The sequence below is a fragment of the Mycolicibacterium wolinskyi genome (assembly GCF_002101965.1).
Taxonomy (GTDB): Bacteria; Actinomycetota; Actinomycetes; order Mycobacteriales; family Mycobacteriaceae; genus Mycobacterium; species Mycobacterium wolinskyi.
Window position 1 is genome coordinate 72,830 of the sequence record NZ_LQQA01000032.1, and the last position, 14,888, is coordinate 87,717.

General features: G+C 68.2%; 15 protein-coding genes. 9 read left to right on the forward strand and 6 right to left on the reverse strand.

Translation table 11 applies throughout. The features are described from left to right. Positions 1 to 36 precede the first annotated feature (36 nt). A complete protein-coding gene (locus AWC31_RS29480; RefSeq protein WP_067852381.1) occupies positions 37 to 891 on the forward strand; it encodes a GNAT family N-acetyltransferase in 855 nt (284 codons plus the stop codon). Positions 892 to 893: 2 nt separating this feature from the next. Here the strand turns inward: AWC31_RS29480 and AWC31_RS29485 are convergent, their stop codons facing one another. After that, a complete protein-coding gene (locus tag AWC31_RS29485; RefSeq protein WP_085148331.1) occupies positions 894 to 1,436 on the reverse strand; it encodes a peroxiredoxin-like family protein in 543 nt (180 codons plus the stop codon). 80 nt (positions 1,437 to 1,516) lie between these two features. Here AWC31_RS29485 and AWC31_RS29490 point away from each other — a divergent pair, with 80 nt between their 5' ends. After that, positions 1,517 to 2,125: a TetR/AcrR family transcriptional regulator gene (locus AWC31_RS29490; protein ID WP_085147999.1), complete on the forward strand. Its 609-nt coding sequence runs from the start codon at positions 1,517 to 1,519 to the stop codon at positions 2,123 to 2,125. A 3-nt stretch (positions 2,126 to 2,128) separates the two neighbouring features. Here AWC31_RS29490 and AWC31_RS29495 read toward each other — a convergent pair whose 3' ends face one another. Beyond that, positions 2,129 to 3,040: an arginase family protein gene (locus tag AWC31_RS29495; protein ID WP_165766080.1), complete on the reverse strand. Its 912-nt coding sequence runs from the start codon at positions 3,038 to 3,040 to the stop codon at positions 2,129 to 2,131. Between the two features lie 116 nt (positions 3,041 to 3,156). On the opposite strand from AWC31_RS29495, the gene AWC31_RS29500 reads away from it, so the two are divergent. Next, a complete protein-coding gene (locus tag AWC31_RS29500; protein WP_085148006.1) occupies positions 3,157 to 4,980 on the forward strand; it encodes a penicillin-binding transpeptidase domain-containing protein in 1,824 nt (607 codons plus the stop codon). 56 nt (positions 4,981 to 5,036) lie between these two features. Beyond that, positions 5,037 to 5,624, forward strand: a complete 588-nt coding sequence (locus tag AWC31_RS29505; protein ID WP_085148009.1) for a DUF1707 SHOCT-like domain-containing protein — start codon at positions 5,037 to 5,039, stop codon at positions 5,622 to 5,624. A 19-nt stretch (positions 5,625 to 5,643) separates the two neighbouring features. Here AWC31_RS29505 and AWC31_RS29510 read toward each other — a convergent pair whose 3' ends face one another. After that, positions 5,644 to 6,036 carry a PaaI family thioesterase gene (locus AWC31_RS29510; RefSeq protein ID WP_067852391.1) on the reverse strand — a complete coding sequence of 131 codons (393 nt, stop codon included), beginning with the start codon at positions 6,034 to 6,036 and terminating at the stop codon, positions 5,644 to 5,646. Between the two features lie 97 nt (positions 6,037 to 6,133). Between AWC31_RS29510 and map the strand changes: the two genes are divergently transcribed. Both map and AWC31_RS29520 read left to right on the forward strand, forming a co-directional pair. Next, complete coding sequence (gene map / locus AWC31_RS29515; protein ID WP_067852610.1) at positions 6,134 to 6,991, forward strand: type I methionyl aminopeptidase; 858 nt, start codon at positions 6,134 to 6,136, stop codon at positions 6,989 to 6,991. 22 nt (positions 6,992 to 7,013) lie between these two features. Next, on the forward strand, positions 7,014 to 8,501 hold the full coding sequence (locus AWC31_RS29520; protein WP_085148012.1) for a cobyric acid synthase: 1,488 nt from the start codon (positions 7,014 to 7,016) through the stop codon (positions 8,499 to 8,501). 7 nt (positions 8,502 to 8,508) lie between these two features. Here the strand turns inward: AWC31_RS29520 and AWC31_RS29525 are convergent, their stop codons facing one another. Further along, on the reverse strand, positions 8,509 to 8,919 hold the full coding sequence (locus AWC31_RS29525) for a PTH2-like family protein (RefSeq protein ID WP_085148014.1): 411 nt from the start codon (positions 8,917 to 8,919) through the stop codon (positions 8,509 to 8,511). A 69-nt stretch (positions 8,920 to 8,988) separates the two neighbouring features. On the opposite strand from AWC31_RS29525, the gene AWC31_RS29530 reads away from it, so the two are divergent. The 3 genes from AWC31_RS29530 (at position 8,989) to AWC31_RS29540 (ending at position 11,115) form a co-directional block, all read left to right on the forward strand. Continuing rightward, positions 8,989 to 9,801, forward strand: coding sequence for a helix-turn-helix domain-containing protein (locus tag AWC31_RS29530; protein WP_445252265.1), 813 nt, complete (start codon positions 8,989 to 8,991; stop codon positions 9,799 to 9,801). A 9-nt stretch (positions 9,802 to 9,810) separates the two neighbouring features. Then, complete coding sequence (locus tag AWC31_RS29535) at positions 9,811 to 10,488, forward strand: hypothetical protein (protein ID WP_234790930.1); 678 nt, start codon at positions 9,811 to 9,813, stop codon at positions 10,486 to 10,488. A gap of 63 nt (positions 10,489 to 10,551) precedes the next feature. After that, a complete protein-coding gene (locus AWC31_RS29540) occupies positions 10,552 to 11,115 on the forward strand; it encodes an alpha/beta fold hydrolase (RefSeq protein ID WP_067852395.1) in 564 nt (187 codons plus the stop codon). Positions 11,116 to 11,205: 90 nt separating this feature from the next. Here AWC31_RS29540 and ngg read toward each other — a convergent pair whose 3' ends face one another. After that, positions 11,206 to 13,002, reverse strand: a complete 1,797-nt coding sequence (gene ngg, locus AWC31_RS29545) for an N-acetylglutaminylglutamine synthetase (protein WP_067852397.1) — start codon at positions 13,000 to 13,002, stop codon at positions 11,206 to 11,208. Further along, positions 12,999 to 14,804, reverse strand: coding sequence for an N-acetylglutaminylglutamine amidotransferase (locus AWC31_RS29550; protein WP_085148016.1), 1,806 nt, complete (start codon positions 14,802 to 14,804; stop codon positions 12,999 to 13,001). The genes ngg and AWC31_RS29550 overlap by 4 nt, the downstream gene beginning before the upstream one ends. Between the last annotated feature and the right edge of the window lie 84 nt (positions 14,805 to 14,888).

Consider the following 14,888-nt stretch of genomic DNA (forward strand, 5'->3'; position numbering starts at 1 on the left):
GTCACCACACCCTCGGGTTGAGCAGAGAGAATCTGGATGTCGGCTCCGCCACTTTTCCGCCTCGTCGATGAACGGCGGGTGTCCGTGGTGCGTGACGCCGCGGCAGTGCTCCAGGTGCTCGACGAAGACCCGGTCGGTTCCTGCATGGTGGCCGCCCGCGTGGCCGAGTACGGTGTCGAACCCAGTGCCATCGGCGGTGAACTGTGGACGCGGCGCCGGGTCAACGAATCACTGTGTTACGCGGGGCCGAACCTGATTCCGTTGCGCGGCGACGCCGACGATCTGAAGGCGTTCTCCGACAAGGCGATGAGCACAGCGCGTCGCTGCTCGTCACTGGTGGGCCGCGCGGAGTTGGTGTTGCCCATGTGGCAGCGCCTGGAGTCCGTGTGGGGCACCGCACGCGATGTGCGTGAGCAGCAACCGTTGATGGCGCTGAACTCCATGCCGCAGTGCCCGATCGATCCGGCCGTTCGGCCTGTGCGCATCGAAGAGCTCGACGCGTATCTGGTGGCGGCCATCGACATGTTCATCGGTGAGGTCGGGGTCGACCCCAGGCTCGGCGACGGCGGCCGCGGCTACCGCAGGCGGATCGCCGGGCTCATCGCCGCCGGGCGGGCGTGGGCGCGGTTCGAACGCGGCGAGGTCGTGTTCAAAGCCGAGGTTGGTTCGCAGTCGCCGGCCGTCGGGCAGATCCAAGGGGTCTGGGTGCATCCGGACTGGCGCGGCCACGGCCTGGGCACCGCAGGCACGGCGGCGCTGGCGGCCGCGGTGGTCGGTGCCGGCCGCACCGCGAGTCTCTACGTCAACAGCTACAACACCGTGGCACGGTCGACCTACGCGCGTATCGGCTTCGAACAGGTCGGTACGTTCGCCACGGTGCTCCTCGACTGACGTCAGATACGCGCGGCAGCGGCCTGCGTGAGCAGCTCGTCGACCGACCATTGATCGTCGGCGTGCGCGCCGTACTTCGCGGCGAGCACGGTGCCGTCACGGCCGACGAGGAAGTCCGCGGGTAGGCCGAGCCGTCCGCCGGCCTGCCTGGCCGCCGGTGCGCGGAAGCGGCCACGAAGGGTCTGGGCGCTGCCGCCGATGATCGCCGGCCAGCTGCGGGGATCGAGCAGCGCGCGGACGCCGGATTCCACGCCGAATCGCCGGTAGGTTTCCTTGTCGGGATCGGCGACGGTCGCGAACGGCAGATCCGCTGTGTGCTCGGCCAATTCGGATTCCGGCGAATGGAAGAACACCACTTCGCGGATGCGGGCGGCGCTGATCTCGTCGTGGCGACTGACGAAAGACCGCAGATGCAGATTGCAGATCGGGCAACCGGCGAACCTGCGGAACTGAAGGTGGACCAGGTGTTCTGGATCCGGTACCGGGATGTGTTCGCCTGTCACACTGCGGAATTCATGTCCCGCGATGGTGGCGGGCGGGTTGATACGGGGCACGGTGACTCCTTTAGCGTGCGATGTACGCCTACGTGCCCACTATAGCCGTACGGTGTACGCTTTCAATCGTCATGCCACGTCCACGTTCATTCACCGCCGATCAGATCGCCGCGGCCGCGCTGGCTGTCGTCGACGCCGACGGGCTCGCGGCATTGTCGATGCGCACCGTCGCGCGTCGGCTCGGGATCGGCACGATGTCGCTCTACCGCTACGTCGCCGACCGTGACGAACTCGAGGTGATGGTGGTGGATCTGGTGCTCGCGCGGGTCGATCTCCGGATGCCCCGAGGCGGACCCGCCCGCCAGCTCACCGAACTGGCCGAGCGTGTGCGCGACGCTGCGGCAAGGCATCCCGCAGTGGTGCCGCTTGTGCTCATCCACCGTCACCGTGCGCCGGCATCGCTTCGGTGGGGTGAGGTGGTGCTCGGTGTGCTCACCGATGCGGGCTGTACCGGCAAGCGACGCGTATATGCGTTCCGGGCAGTGCTGGCGTACGTTTTCGGCGCGCTTGCGGTCGAACAGTACGGTGCGCTGGCCGGGCCGGGAACGCAAGCGCTAGCCGAGTTGCCGGCCGACCAGTTTCCGCTGCTGTCGGAGACCGCCCAGGAGGCGCGCGGTATCAGGCCGGTCGAGGAATTCCGTCGCGGCCTCGACATCCTGTTGCGCGGCCTGGATGTCTGATGACTACCTCGGGCGAGTGGTAGTCAGCCGGTCGCGGACGAACGCGATGAAATCCGCGATGCGGCCGGCTGATCGGCCGTCGTCGAGGTCGGGGTTGTAGATCACCACGCTGGCGCCCAGGCAGCCGGGGACGTTCAGGCACGCACTGGTCACGTGCTCCAACTGCGCCCACGTCAGCCCGCCGGGCTGCGGGTAGTCGACCGCGGGAAGCGACGCGGTGTCGAGCACATCGAGGTCGACGTGACACCACCAGCCGCCGGGCGCGCTACCGGCACTGCGCGCCACGAGATCTGCGATGTCTGCGACATCGGTGCGGGCGGCCAGGTCGGAACCGTCGACATATACCGCGACGTGGTCGCGCAGGCTTGGTTGGCCTGCCTCCAGGAGTTCGGCTTGATCGCGCGGCCCGAGCATCGCGACATGCTCCGCCCGCAGGCACGGCAGGTGTGCGTCCAGCGCTTCGGGTCCGCTGAACAGTCCCAGGGCCAGGCCCATTTCGCAGTCCGACGCTTCTCCGGTCGGTGTCCCGTGGGGATCCCAGGCGTCCTCGTGACCGTCGATGAACACCAGTCCCGCTTCGCCGCCGTTTGCGGCGGCCGCGATCGATGGCGCCAGCAGGACCGGGCAATCGCCGGCAACGACGATCGGTATCGCGCGGCGCTGCCAGGCGGCGCTCAGTGCGGCCGCGCTGTCAGTCACCATGCGCGACAGCGCCGCCTCGCTCAACAAGCCGGAAGGGCCTCGGGCCGTGGTCATTTCGGTCACGGATATCCACGTGGACCGGGCTGGCACGAGTGCCTGCTCGACGCCGGCCGCCTGGATGGCCTGCGGCATCCGCGCCACTCCGGTGGGAACCCCGGCGGCGTTGAACGGCACGTAGATCAACTCGGTGGCGGGCATGGTTGCCTTCGCCACGATAGTCCCCGCGCTCCGCACTGGGGAGGCCCCGCGCTCAGATCTCGGCACAGTATCGATTCGATCTCGGTGCGCCTCCGACGAAACGGACCGCAACGTTCTTACCATCAGCCTCAATGGCAACTACAACATCATCAGTCACACGGACCATCGGCCTTTTGACGGCCGTCACGGTCTTCGGAGCATTGGCGCTGAGTGGTTGCACGCCGCGTCCGGACGGCCCGGAGCCGGCAGCCGAGAAGTTCTTCGCGGCACTGGCCACCGGCGACACCGCGGCTGCCGCCGAGCTGTCCGATCGCCCGGCCGATGCCAAGACCGCGCTCAACGAGGCGTGGAACGGCTTGCAGGCCACCCGCCTCGATGCTCAGATCCTCGGTTCGAAGTACTCGCAGGACACCGGCAGCGTGGCCTACCGCTACACGTGGCATCTGCCGAAGAACCGCACCTGGACCTATGACGGCCAGCTCAACATGATCCGCGACGAGGGTCGCTGGGAGGTGCGCTGGAGCGCCACCGGCCTGCATCCGCGGCTCGGGGAGCACCAGACCTTCGCGCTCCGCGCCGATCCGCCGCGGCGGGCCTCGGTCAACGAGCGTGGCGGCACCGATGTGCTCGTCCCCGGCAAGCTCTACCACTACGCCCTCGATGCGCGATCCGCCGGCGCGGGCCTGATGTCGGCGGCCAGGGTGGTCGCCGACGCGTTGCGGCCGTTCGATCCGGGCATGGACGCCCAGCGCCTTGCCGAGCAGGCGAGCTCGTCCGCGCAGCCGCTCAGTCTGATCACGCTGCGGCAATCCGACCATGATCGGGTGGCTCCCGCGGTCGCGGGCCTCGACGGTGTCGTCGTCACGCCGCAGGCCGAACTCCTGCCGACCGATGACAAGTTCGCGCCCGCGATCGTCAACGAGGTCAAGAAGGCGGTGATCGACGAACTCGACGGCCAGGCCGGTTGGCGAGTGGTGACGGTCAACCAGAACGGCGTCGACGTCGACGTGCTCAACGAGGTGCCGGGGGAGCCCGCGCCGTCGATCACCATCAGCCTCGACCGGGCCGTGCAGAACGCCGCCCAGAACGCGGTGAACACGACCGGCAAGAAGGCGATGATCGTCGCCATCAAGCCGTCGACCGGGGAGATCCTGGCCGTCGCGCAGAACGCCGCGGCCGATGTCGACGGACCGGTCGCGACCATGGGGCTGTATCCGCCCGGGTCGACGTTCAAGATCGTCACGGCGGGTGCGGCCATCGAACGCGACATGGCCACCCCGAACACGCTGCTGGGTTGCCCGGGCCACCTCGACATCGGTCACCGGACGGTGCCCAACTACGGCGGCTTCGACCTCGGTGTCGTGCCGATGTCGCGCGCGTTCGCGAACTCGTGCAACACGACGTTCGCGGAGCTGGCCAGCCGGATGCCGCCGCGCGGACTCACGCAGGCCGCCGCGCAGTACGGGATCGGGCCCGACTATCACGTAGAGGGAATCCCGACCGTGTCGGGTTCGGTGCCGCCCACGGTCAACCTCGCCGAGCGCACCGAAGACGGCTTCGGGCAGGGCAAGGTCCTCGTCAGCCCGTTCGGCATGGCATTGGCCACCGCGACTGTGGCGGCCGGGAAAACCCCTGTGCCCCAACTGATCGAAGGCCACCAGACTCAGGTCGACGGCGCAGCGGCCGCCCCGATCAGCCAGAAGATGGTCGACGGGCTACGGCCCATGATGCAGTTGGTGGTTACCAACGGAACAGCAAAAGAGCTCAACGGCGTCGGCGATGTGCGCGGCAAGACCGGTGAGGCCGAATTCGAGGGCGGATCGCATTCGTGGTTCGCCGGGTACCGCGGCGACCTGGCGTTCGCGGCGCTGATCGTCGGCGGCGGCAGCTCGGAGTACGCGGTCCGGATGTGCAAGGCGATGTTCGACAGCATGCCCGCCGACTACCTCGCGTAGTGCGGCGCGCTTGCGGCGTCGTTGGGAGAGCGGGTAGCGGTAACGTGGGACTCGCCATGACGGGGACCAATGAGCAATCCGTGGAGATGCGGGTATCGGACGCCGACCGCAACGGCACGCTGCGTCGGCTGCACAACGCTGTGGCGCTCGGCCTGATCGACATCGCCGAGTTCGAGGAGCGCTCGGCGCTGGTGTCGCAGGCGCGATTGCACGCCGATCTCGATGCGCTCGTGGGCGATCTGCCGGGCCCTGGTGCGATCGTCACGACGGCCGCCGACCGGGTCGAACTGCGCGGCGTGCTGGGTTCGCTGAAACGGCAGGGGGAGTGGACGGTGCCGACTCGGCTGGCATTGGTGCGCCGGATGGGCTCGGTCGAGCTCGACCTCACGCGGGCCCGTTTCGCCGGACCGATGGTCGTGGTCGAGATCGACATGAAGTTCGGGTCGCTGGAGATGAGGCTGCCCGACGGCGCCAGCGCCTCGATCGACGACGTCGAGGTGATCGTCGGCAGTGCCACCGATCGCCGTCGTGACGCGCCTGCCGACGGCACCCCGCACGTGATCCTGACCGGCCGCGTGGTGTGCGGCTCGGTCGACATCCGCGGCCCGCGCAAGGGCTGGTTCGGCCGCGGTACGAAAACCTAGGCCCCGTCGGCCGACGAGATCACCGCGGGTCCAGGACCGCGAAACTCAGCGTGGCCCGGGCCGCCAGACGGTCGCGCCCGGCATCGGTGACGTCGACTGAGGTGACGATGAGCCGTCGGCCTGCGCGCACGATGGTGGCCACGGCGCGCGCCGGGCCGGTGATGATCGGTGCGAGGTAGTGCACGTTCAGGTCGGCGGTGGTGACGTCCTGCCCCGGGCCGACGTGGCGGCCGGCCAATCGGCCCGCCGCGCAATCGATGAGCGTCGCGACCAGGCCACCCTGTAACGCGCCGCGGATGTTCGCGAGGTCGGGGCGGTTGTCCATCTCGATGACCAGCCGCTCGTCGTTCTCTTCGACATCGCGGAATCCCAGCTGATTGAGCAGATGGGCCGGTGCGGGCTCGGTGAGCATGGCGCTACGTTAGCATTGTTCTCGAAAACGGAGAGTTTCATTCTCTCTCGGTGCTCTGATGCCGGTCCGACCGGCCGAGATCGGTACCCTGACCGGTATGTCAGTTCGTAGTGCCCTGCGCCCCGGCGTGCTCTCACCGACCCTTCCGGTGCCCAAGTCCATCCCGCGGCCGGAGTACGCGTGGCAGCCGACCGTGCAGGAAGGCAGCGAACCCTGGGTGCAGACGCCCGAGGTCATCGAGAAGATGCGCATCGCAGGCGGTATCGCCGCCCGCGCGCTGGCCGAAGCGGGCAAGGCCGTCGCGCCGGGCGTGACGACCGACGAACTGGACCGCATCGCCCACGAGTACATGATCGACCACGGTGCGTACCCGTCGACGTTGGGCTACAAGGCTTTTCCCAAGTCCTGCTGCACCTCGCTCAACGAGATCATCTGCCACGGGATCCCGGATTCGACCGTCATCGAAGACGGTGACATCGTCAACATCGACGTCACCGCCTACATCGACGGCGTACACGGCGACACCAACGCCACGTTCCTCGCCGGCGACGTATCCGAAGAGCACCGGCTGCTCGTCGAACGCACGCGCGAGGCCACGATGCGCGCCATCAAGGCCGTCAAACCGGGCCGCGCCTTGTCGGTCGTCGGGCGGGTCATCGAGGCATACGCAAACCGGTTCGGCTACAACGTGGTTCGCGATTTCACCGGGCACGGGATCGGCACGACGTTCCACAACGGACTCGTCGTGCTGCACTACGACCAGCCCGCGGTCGAGACGGTGCTCGAGCCCGGCATGACCTTCACGATCGAACCCATGATCAATCTGGGGTCACTGGACTACGAGATCTGGGACGACGGCTGGACCGTGGCCACCAAGGACGGCAAATGGACCGCGCAGTTCGAGCACACCCTGGTGGTCACCGAGGACGGCGCCGACATTCTCACGCTGCCGTGAGACTTCGGCTCGCGGGCGCACAGTGAGCGGCGCGCTGCTGGTCGCCGGCACCACCTCCGACGCGGGCAAGTCGATGGTCGTGGCGGGACTGTGCCGGTTGCTCGCCCGTAAAGGCCTTTCGGTCGCGCCGTTCAAAGCCCAGAACATGTCCAACAACTCGGCGGTCACCGTCGAGGGCGGTGAGATCGGCCGCGCCCAGGCCATGCAGGCCCGCGCCGCCGGGCTGGCGCCCAGCGTCCGGTTCAACCCCATCCTGCTCAAGCCCGGTGGTGACCGGACCTCGCAGTTGGTGATCCGGGGGACCGTGGCCGGGTCAGTGGCCGCCGCGGACTACATCCATCACCGCGAGCACCTCGCCGCCGTGGTCGCCGACGAATTGGCCTCACTGAGATCGGAATTCGACGCGGTGATCTGTGAGGGCGCGGGCTCGCCCGCCGAGATCAACCTTCGCGCCACCGACCTGGCGAACATGGGACTCGCACGCGCGGCAGGCCTTCCGGTGATCGTGGTGGGGGACATCGACCGCGGCGGGCTGCTCGCTCATTTCCACGGCACGGTCGCCGTGCTCGAGCCAGACGACCAAGCCCTCGTCGCCGGATTCATCGTGAACAAGTTCCGCGGCGACCCGGCACTGCTCGAGCCAGGCCTGCGCCGGCTCGAAGAGCTGACGGGCCGCCCGACGTACGGCGTCGTCCCGTTCCACGACGGAATGTGGCTCGACACCGAGGATTCCGTGTCGGTTGTCGCGGGCGGTCTGGTCGGCAGACCACAGCCACCACGGGGGGAGCAGGCGTTGACCGTCGCGGCGATCCGGCTGCCGCGCATCTCGAACTCGACCGATGTCGAGGCGTTGGCATGCGAGCCCGGTGTCGTGGTGCGCTGGGTTGCCGACGCGGCCGACCTCGCCGATGCCGACCTCGTCGTGATCCCGGGCAGCAAGTCGACCGTGACCGATCTGGCGTGGCTGCGCGAACGAGGTCTGGCTGACGCGATCGTCGACCATGCCGGCCAGGGCCGCGCCGTGCTCGGGGTGTGCGGCGGATTCCAGATGCTGTGCCGCCGGATCGACGATCCGGTCGAATCCCGCGCAGGCGTGGTCGACGGCATGGGCCTGCTCGACGCCGAGATCGTGTTCGCGCGCGAGAAGACGTTGCGGCACTGGGAGACTCCGCTGCGGGGGTACGAGATCCATCACGGTCAGGTCGCGCGATCCGCCGAGGCGGACTGGCTCGGGATCGGGGTGCGGCGCGGCGTCGTGTACGGCACGCATTGGCATGGGCTGCTCGACAACGACGAACTGCGCCGGGCCTGGCTCACCGAGGTCGCCGGCGCCGCCGGGCGTGCCGGGTTCGTCGTCGCCGACGATGTCGACGTGCCTGCTCGGCGTGACGCCCAACTCGACCTGATGGCGGATCTGCTCGCCGATCACATCGACGTGAACGCCGTGCTCGACTTGTTGGAGCGCGGCACACCGCGCCGGCCGACGATGGTCACCACACTGCAGACCTGACCGTTCCTCAGGCGTGCATGCGTGCGCCTTTGAGGATCTTGTCGACCACGTTCCGGCGGGCATGGACGGCCAATCCGACGAGGTCGAGATCGGCACGTGCGACCGCGCGGACCGCCGCCCGGTTGTCCCGGTCGTTGCCCGTGGCGAACAGGTCCGCGGTGAATATCGACATCGGCACGCCCCGCGTGAGCGCCCGGGTGTGGGCGGCGCGCAGCGTCTCCTTGGAACCCTCGAACACCAGCACCGGCTGGCCGAACATGGCCAGATACTCGGTGTCGTCGGCGTCGACGTAGGGGTCGCCGACGGCGTCCGGATCGGCGGCCGCGATGCCGCTCGCCACGAACGCGCAGACGTTGAGGCGTTGCCATGCTTCCAGGTCGTCACGCAGCAACACCGCGATCTTCGTCTCGAAACGCACTGGGGATTCATCACTTTGCACGCAACCATGCTGCGAGACGAGGCGGCCGCCGTCTTGTACGTTCTTGATGTGGTTGCAGACGCGGAGACCACCGCGTGGCGTCCGCACGTGGGTGGCATCACCGAGGTCTTCCACGCGCGGTACCGCAGCCATGCCTACCCGCAGCACACCCACGACGCGTGGACGCTGCTCATCGTGGACTCGGGAATCATCGGCTACGAACTCGACGGGCGCCGGCACGGCTCGGCCGGGCAAGCCGTCACCCTGTTACCGCCGCACGTACCGCACGATGGCCGGGCGATCCGCCCCGGCGGATTCCGCAAACGGGTGCTCTACCTCGAACCGGGCGTATGGACCGGGATCGGGGCCGCCGTCGACACCCCCACGCTGCAGGACGCGGCACTGCGGGACCGCATCGATCGGCTTCACGATGTGCTGGGGCCGGGCGACGAGTTCGAGGCCGCGAGCCGGCTCGCGTTCATCGTCGAACGCGTTCAGGCACACCTCCGGCGGGCCGTGACCGAACCGCCCCAGGTGCGTGACCGCCGCCTGGCGCATCGACTGCGCGATCTCCTCGACAGCCGCATCGAAATCGGATTGACCCTCGACGAGGCCGCGCGGGTTCTCCACGCCGATCCGGCACATCTGGTGCGCACGTTCGGTCGGGAGTTCGGCCTGCCGCCGCACCGGTACCTGACCGGGCGCAGGGTTGATGCGGCCCGGCGTTTGCTGCTCGACGGAATGCGGCCGTCCGACGTCGCCGCCGCGGTCGGGTTTCACGACCAGTCGCATCTCAACCGCCACTTCAAACGAATGCTTGCGACCACACCGGCGCACTATGCGCGCACCGGGACACGATCTCGATCCACGGATTGTCGGTAGCCTGGGGCCATGATCAGCCTGCGCGAGGGAAGGCTGTTTCTCGCTGTACTGCTGGCCGCGATGTTCGGCCTCGGCGGGTGCGCGACCGTGGTCGCCGGTACCGCGACGTGGCCCGGCGCCACCCTGCAGAAGGTGGTGCTCACCGCGGCCGACTTCCCACCCGGGGTGCGATACGACCGTGTCATCGAGGAGCCCGGCCAACCCGACGGGGCAGGCGGGCCGCCCAGCATGCTGTCCTCACCCGAGGGCTGCTCGGACGGGCTGACGCGGGTGATCGCCGAATCCGCCGAACGCGGTCCGGGCAGTGCGGGCAAGTTCGTCGCCGCATACGACGGGGCACGCATGGTGCTCACCGTGCTGAGTTCGCCGCTTCCGCTCGATCGGCTCGCCGCCACCGCCGACCGCTGCGCCGAGTTCCGCACCTTCTTCGATCCGTCGGACGAGGGCATCCCGATCACCACCACCCGGCTCGCCGGAGCGAACCCGTCGGCATTGGCGTATCAACAGACCATGCGACTCAACGGGGCCGACGAGAGCGTGTATTTCGCCTTTGAAAACGTCGGGAACTGGGCGGTTTTCGGCATCGCGTTTCCCACCCAGAATCCGTCGATCACAGTCAAAGGCCCGTTGCCGCAGACGTTTCTGGACACGTTCGCCAAACAGGTCGAGCGCGTCCGAACACGCTGACGCCGCCGTTAGGACAAACTGATTTCTGCCCCACCGGCCGAACCGGGACGGTAGGTTGGCCCAATGCTCACCAGCGTGACCACCATCGACGGCTTCTCCATCGCCGTCGACGTGGCCGGTCCCGAGAAGGGAGCCACGGTGGTGCTGCTCAGCGCAGGCCATCACGGACCAGCGGCCTACGAGGCGGTTTGCCAACGCCTGCACACCGCGTCGCTGCGGACCATCGTCATCGGGCCCGACCCACGGCTGACCGCGAAATCGGTCGTCGGCATCCTCGACTCACTCAACATCAAATGGGCGCTGCTGGTCGGCGACCGCCTCGGCGGCGAGCTCGCCTGGGAGCTGGCCGCCACGCGGCTGGACAAGTTCATCGGCCTCGTCGTCGTCGACCGCGGCCACCCACGGGTCGCCGATCCCACCGGCGTGATCCGCGACGGCGGCTGCCCGCCGGTGGAGATGAACACCACCGCGCTCGTCAGCAACCCCGCGGCCCGCGCCGTCGCCAAGGCCAGCCAGCGCTACGTCTACGGTGACTTTCGGCTCGTGGAGATGCTGGGCAGGCGGAACGCCCAGGACTCCACCGCGCAACTCGCCGCCGAGATCGTGCTGCGCACCAGCAGCTGGTAGATCCCGCGCAAGCGCTCAGCTGAACCCGCGCGAGCGCTCAGTCAGCCGCCACTGTGTTGGATTCTCGGCGGCCTGCCTTCGCGCGAGCGCTCAGTCAGCCGCCTCGGAAGGTGTCCAGGCTTGCGGCAACCCCGGCTGCTGCGGGAACAAGAAATCGACGAAAGCGGCTGCGGTGGGCTGCGGTTCGTGGTTGGCCAGCCCGGGACGCTCGTTGGCCTCGATGAACACGTACTGGCGGCCCGTGACATCGGGCACCAGCAGATCGATGCCTGTGACGGGAATCCCGATCGCCTCGGCCGCCTTCACCGCGACACGGCACAGTTCGGGATTCACCTCGGCCGTCACATCGTGAATCGTGCCGCCCTGATGCAGATTGGCGGTACGCCGCACCCGCAGGTGCTTGCCTTCCGGCAGGATGTCGTCGAATGACCAGCCCGCCTCCTTGACGGTCGACACCGTGATGTCGTCCATCGGGATGCGGGATTCCCCGCCCGTCGCGGCTTCCCGGCGCCGGCTCTGGGTCTCGATCAGTTCGCGCACCGTGTGCTTGCCGGTGCCGATCACCTCGGCCGGTTTGCGGATCGCGGCGGCGACCACCTTGCCGTCGATCACCACGAGCCGCAGGTCGTCGCCCGTCGCCCGTTGTTCGATCAGGACCTCGGGATACTGCTCGCGGGCCCGGTGCAGGGCGGCGTCGAGTTCCTCGGAACTGTCGACCCCGACGGTGATGCCCTTGCCCTGCTCGCCGCGCGTGGGCTTGACCACGACATCGCCGACCTCGGCCAAAAAGGCGTGATCCTCGTCGTTGAAGGTGGCCAGTCGACCCTTCGGCACCGCGATACCGGCATCGGACACGATGCGCCGGGTCTGGCGCTTGTCGTCACATCGGGCCATCGCCACCGCAGACGTGAACTCCGACAGCGATTCTCGGGTGATGACACTGCGGCCGCCGTGCGCCAACCGCATCTCGCCTGCGCCCGCGTCGAGCACCTCGACCCAGATGCCGCGGCGCATGGCCTCGTCGGCGATGATGCGCGCGTACGGGTTGAGATCGTCGACGGTTTCCGGGGGGTGGGTGAACAGCGGTTCGTTGATCGCGTTCTTGCGCTTTACGGCGAGCACGGGAACCCGTTGGAAGCCAAGCTTTTCGTACAGGGCGATCGCCGCGGTGTTGTCGTGGGCGACCGAAAGATCCATGTAGGCGCGCCCGCGATCACGGAAGATGCCCGCGAGGGTCCGGGTCAGGGCATCGCCGACCCCGGGCAGCCCGGCAGCCGGGTCCACCGCGAGGCTCCACAGACTCGACCCGTCCTCGGGATCGGCGAACAGCCGCTTGTGGTCGACGCCCGTCACGGTTCCGACGACACTGCCGTCGTCGTCGCGGACCGCGACCAGATAGACGACCGCCGGAGTCAGGGTGTGGTTGTGCCAGATGACGTCGACGGGTGCGGGCACCATGCCGCATCGCACGTACACCCGGTTCATCGCGTCGGCGTCTTTCGGCGTCTGCAGTGTCCGCACGGAGAAGCCGATCGGTTCCGCCGGGCCGAAATCGTCGGTGAACCGCAACCGGTAGGTGTGGCTCGGGTCGATGAACAGCTCGGCGGGGGAGCGCGCGATCAGCACATGGGATTCACGGGCGTAGATGCAGATGTCGCGACGCCCAGGGCCCTCCTGCTGCAGCACCTCGGCGAGCTTCTCGGGATCGGCGAAGGTCTGGCCGAAAATCAGTCGGCCCCAACCCAATTCGAGTTCGACATCGTCGGCCATCGCGTCGACCAGATGCTGTGGTGAGGCATCGTGCAGGCCGAGCGTGATGGCTTCGGTGTGGTCCTCGCCCGATTCGGGTGCCTGCGGCCGGGCGGCATCGGGGTCGGTGGTCGTCATGCCGCGGCTCCTGTCACCCCGTGGCGCTGCAGCCACAGTTCCAGCAACGCGATCTGCCACAACTCGTTGCCGCGCAGCGGCGTTAGCCTGCCGTTCGGGTCGGCCAGTAGCCGGTCGACGGCTTCGGGGCGGAACAGGCCGCGCTCCTTGGCTTCCGGTGCGTAGAGCGCGTCGCGGACCAGATCGAGATACGGGCCCTCGAGATGGGTCAGCGCGGGCACCGGGAAGTAGCCCTTGGGCCGGTCGATCACCGCGGCCGGAATCACCCGGCGCGCAGCCTGTTTGAGCACACCCTTGCCGCCGTGCGCGGTTTTCAGCCCGGGCGGGCAGGTGGCCGCGAGCTCGACGAGTTCGTGGTCGAGGAACGGGACGCGACCCTCGAGGCCCCACGCCATGGTCATGTTGTCGACCCGTTTGACCGGATCGTCGACGAGCATGACCGTGGTGTCGAGGCGCAGCGCCCGGTCCACCCCGGTCTGGGCGCCCGGCGCGGCGAAGTGCTCGGTGACGAACGCGCCGCTCGGATCGCCGTCGGCCCAGTACGCGTCGCTGATCAGGGCGCCGACGCCGGCGCTGTCCCGGTCGAAGAACGCGCTGCGGTAACTCGCGACCGAGCCGTCCAGCGACGCCGCGGCCGGATCGGCCATGGGCGGATACCAGTGATAGCCGGCGAACACCTCGTCGGCGCCCTGCCCGGACTGCACGACCTTGACGTGCTTGGCCACTTCCTGGCTCAGCAGGTAGAAGGCCACGCAGTCGTGGCTGACCATCGGTTCGCTCATCGCGGCGATCGCGCCGTCCAGCGCGGGCAACATGCGGTCGGTACCGATGCGGATCTGATGATGATCGGTATCGAAATGCTTGGCGATGATGTCGGAGTACTTGAACTCGTCGCCGGCAACGCCGCCGACGGATTCGAACCCGATCGAGAACGTCGCCAACCCGTGTTGGCCCGCCTCGGCGAGCAGCCCCACGATCAGGCTCGAATCGACTCCGCCCGACAGCAGGCAGCCGACCGGGACATCGGCGACCAGCCGACGCTCGACGGCGAGCCGAAGCGACGCCAGCACCGCGTCTTCCCAATCCCGTTCGGACCAGTCGGACCGGTCCTCGTGGCGGGTGAAATCCGGTGACCAGTAGACGGTGGTACGTCGCGTGCCGTCCGGTTCGATCGCGACGATCGAGGCCGGCGGAACCTTCTTGACGCCGCGCAGGATCGTCAGCGGCGGCGGAACCACCGAATGGAACGTGAGGTAGTGGTGCAGCGCGACGGGATCGATGCGGGTGTCGACCCCGCCGCCGGCCAGCAGCGCCGGAAGGGACGAGGCGAACCGGATCCGGTCGCCGTCCTCACTGAGGTAGAGCGGCTTGATCCCGAGGCGGTCCCGGCCCAGCAGCACCCGCCCGCTGTCGCGCTCGGCGATCGCGAAGGCGAACATGCCCTTGAGCTGGTCGACAAAGCGGTCACCCCAGTGGTGGTAGGCCTTGAGCAGCACCTCGGTGTCGCTGTGCGAGAAGAAGCGGTAACCGTAGCCGGACAGCTCCGCGCGCAGCTCTTGGTAGTTGTAGATGCAGCCGTTCCAGCAGATGGTCAGGCCCAGGTCCGGGTCCACCATCGGCTGCGCGCCCGCTTCGGTCAGGTCAATGATCTTCAGACGTCGGTGGCCCAGGGCAACCCGACCTTGCGACCACACGCCGGCCGCATCGGGACCTCTGGGCGCCATCGCCTCAGCCATGGCCGACACCGCGGAAACATCAGGTGTCCGGCCATCGAGACGCACCTCTCCGGTGGCTCCACACATCAGTTCGACCCTACAAGGGTCGGGGTCGGATGTCTCACCGGTGGTGGTGCCTGGATCGGGTCAGTTGTGTCTTCGGAGCGCTCC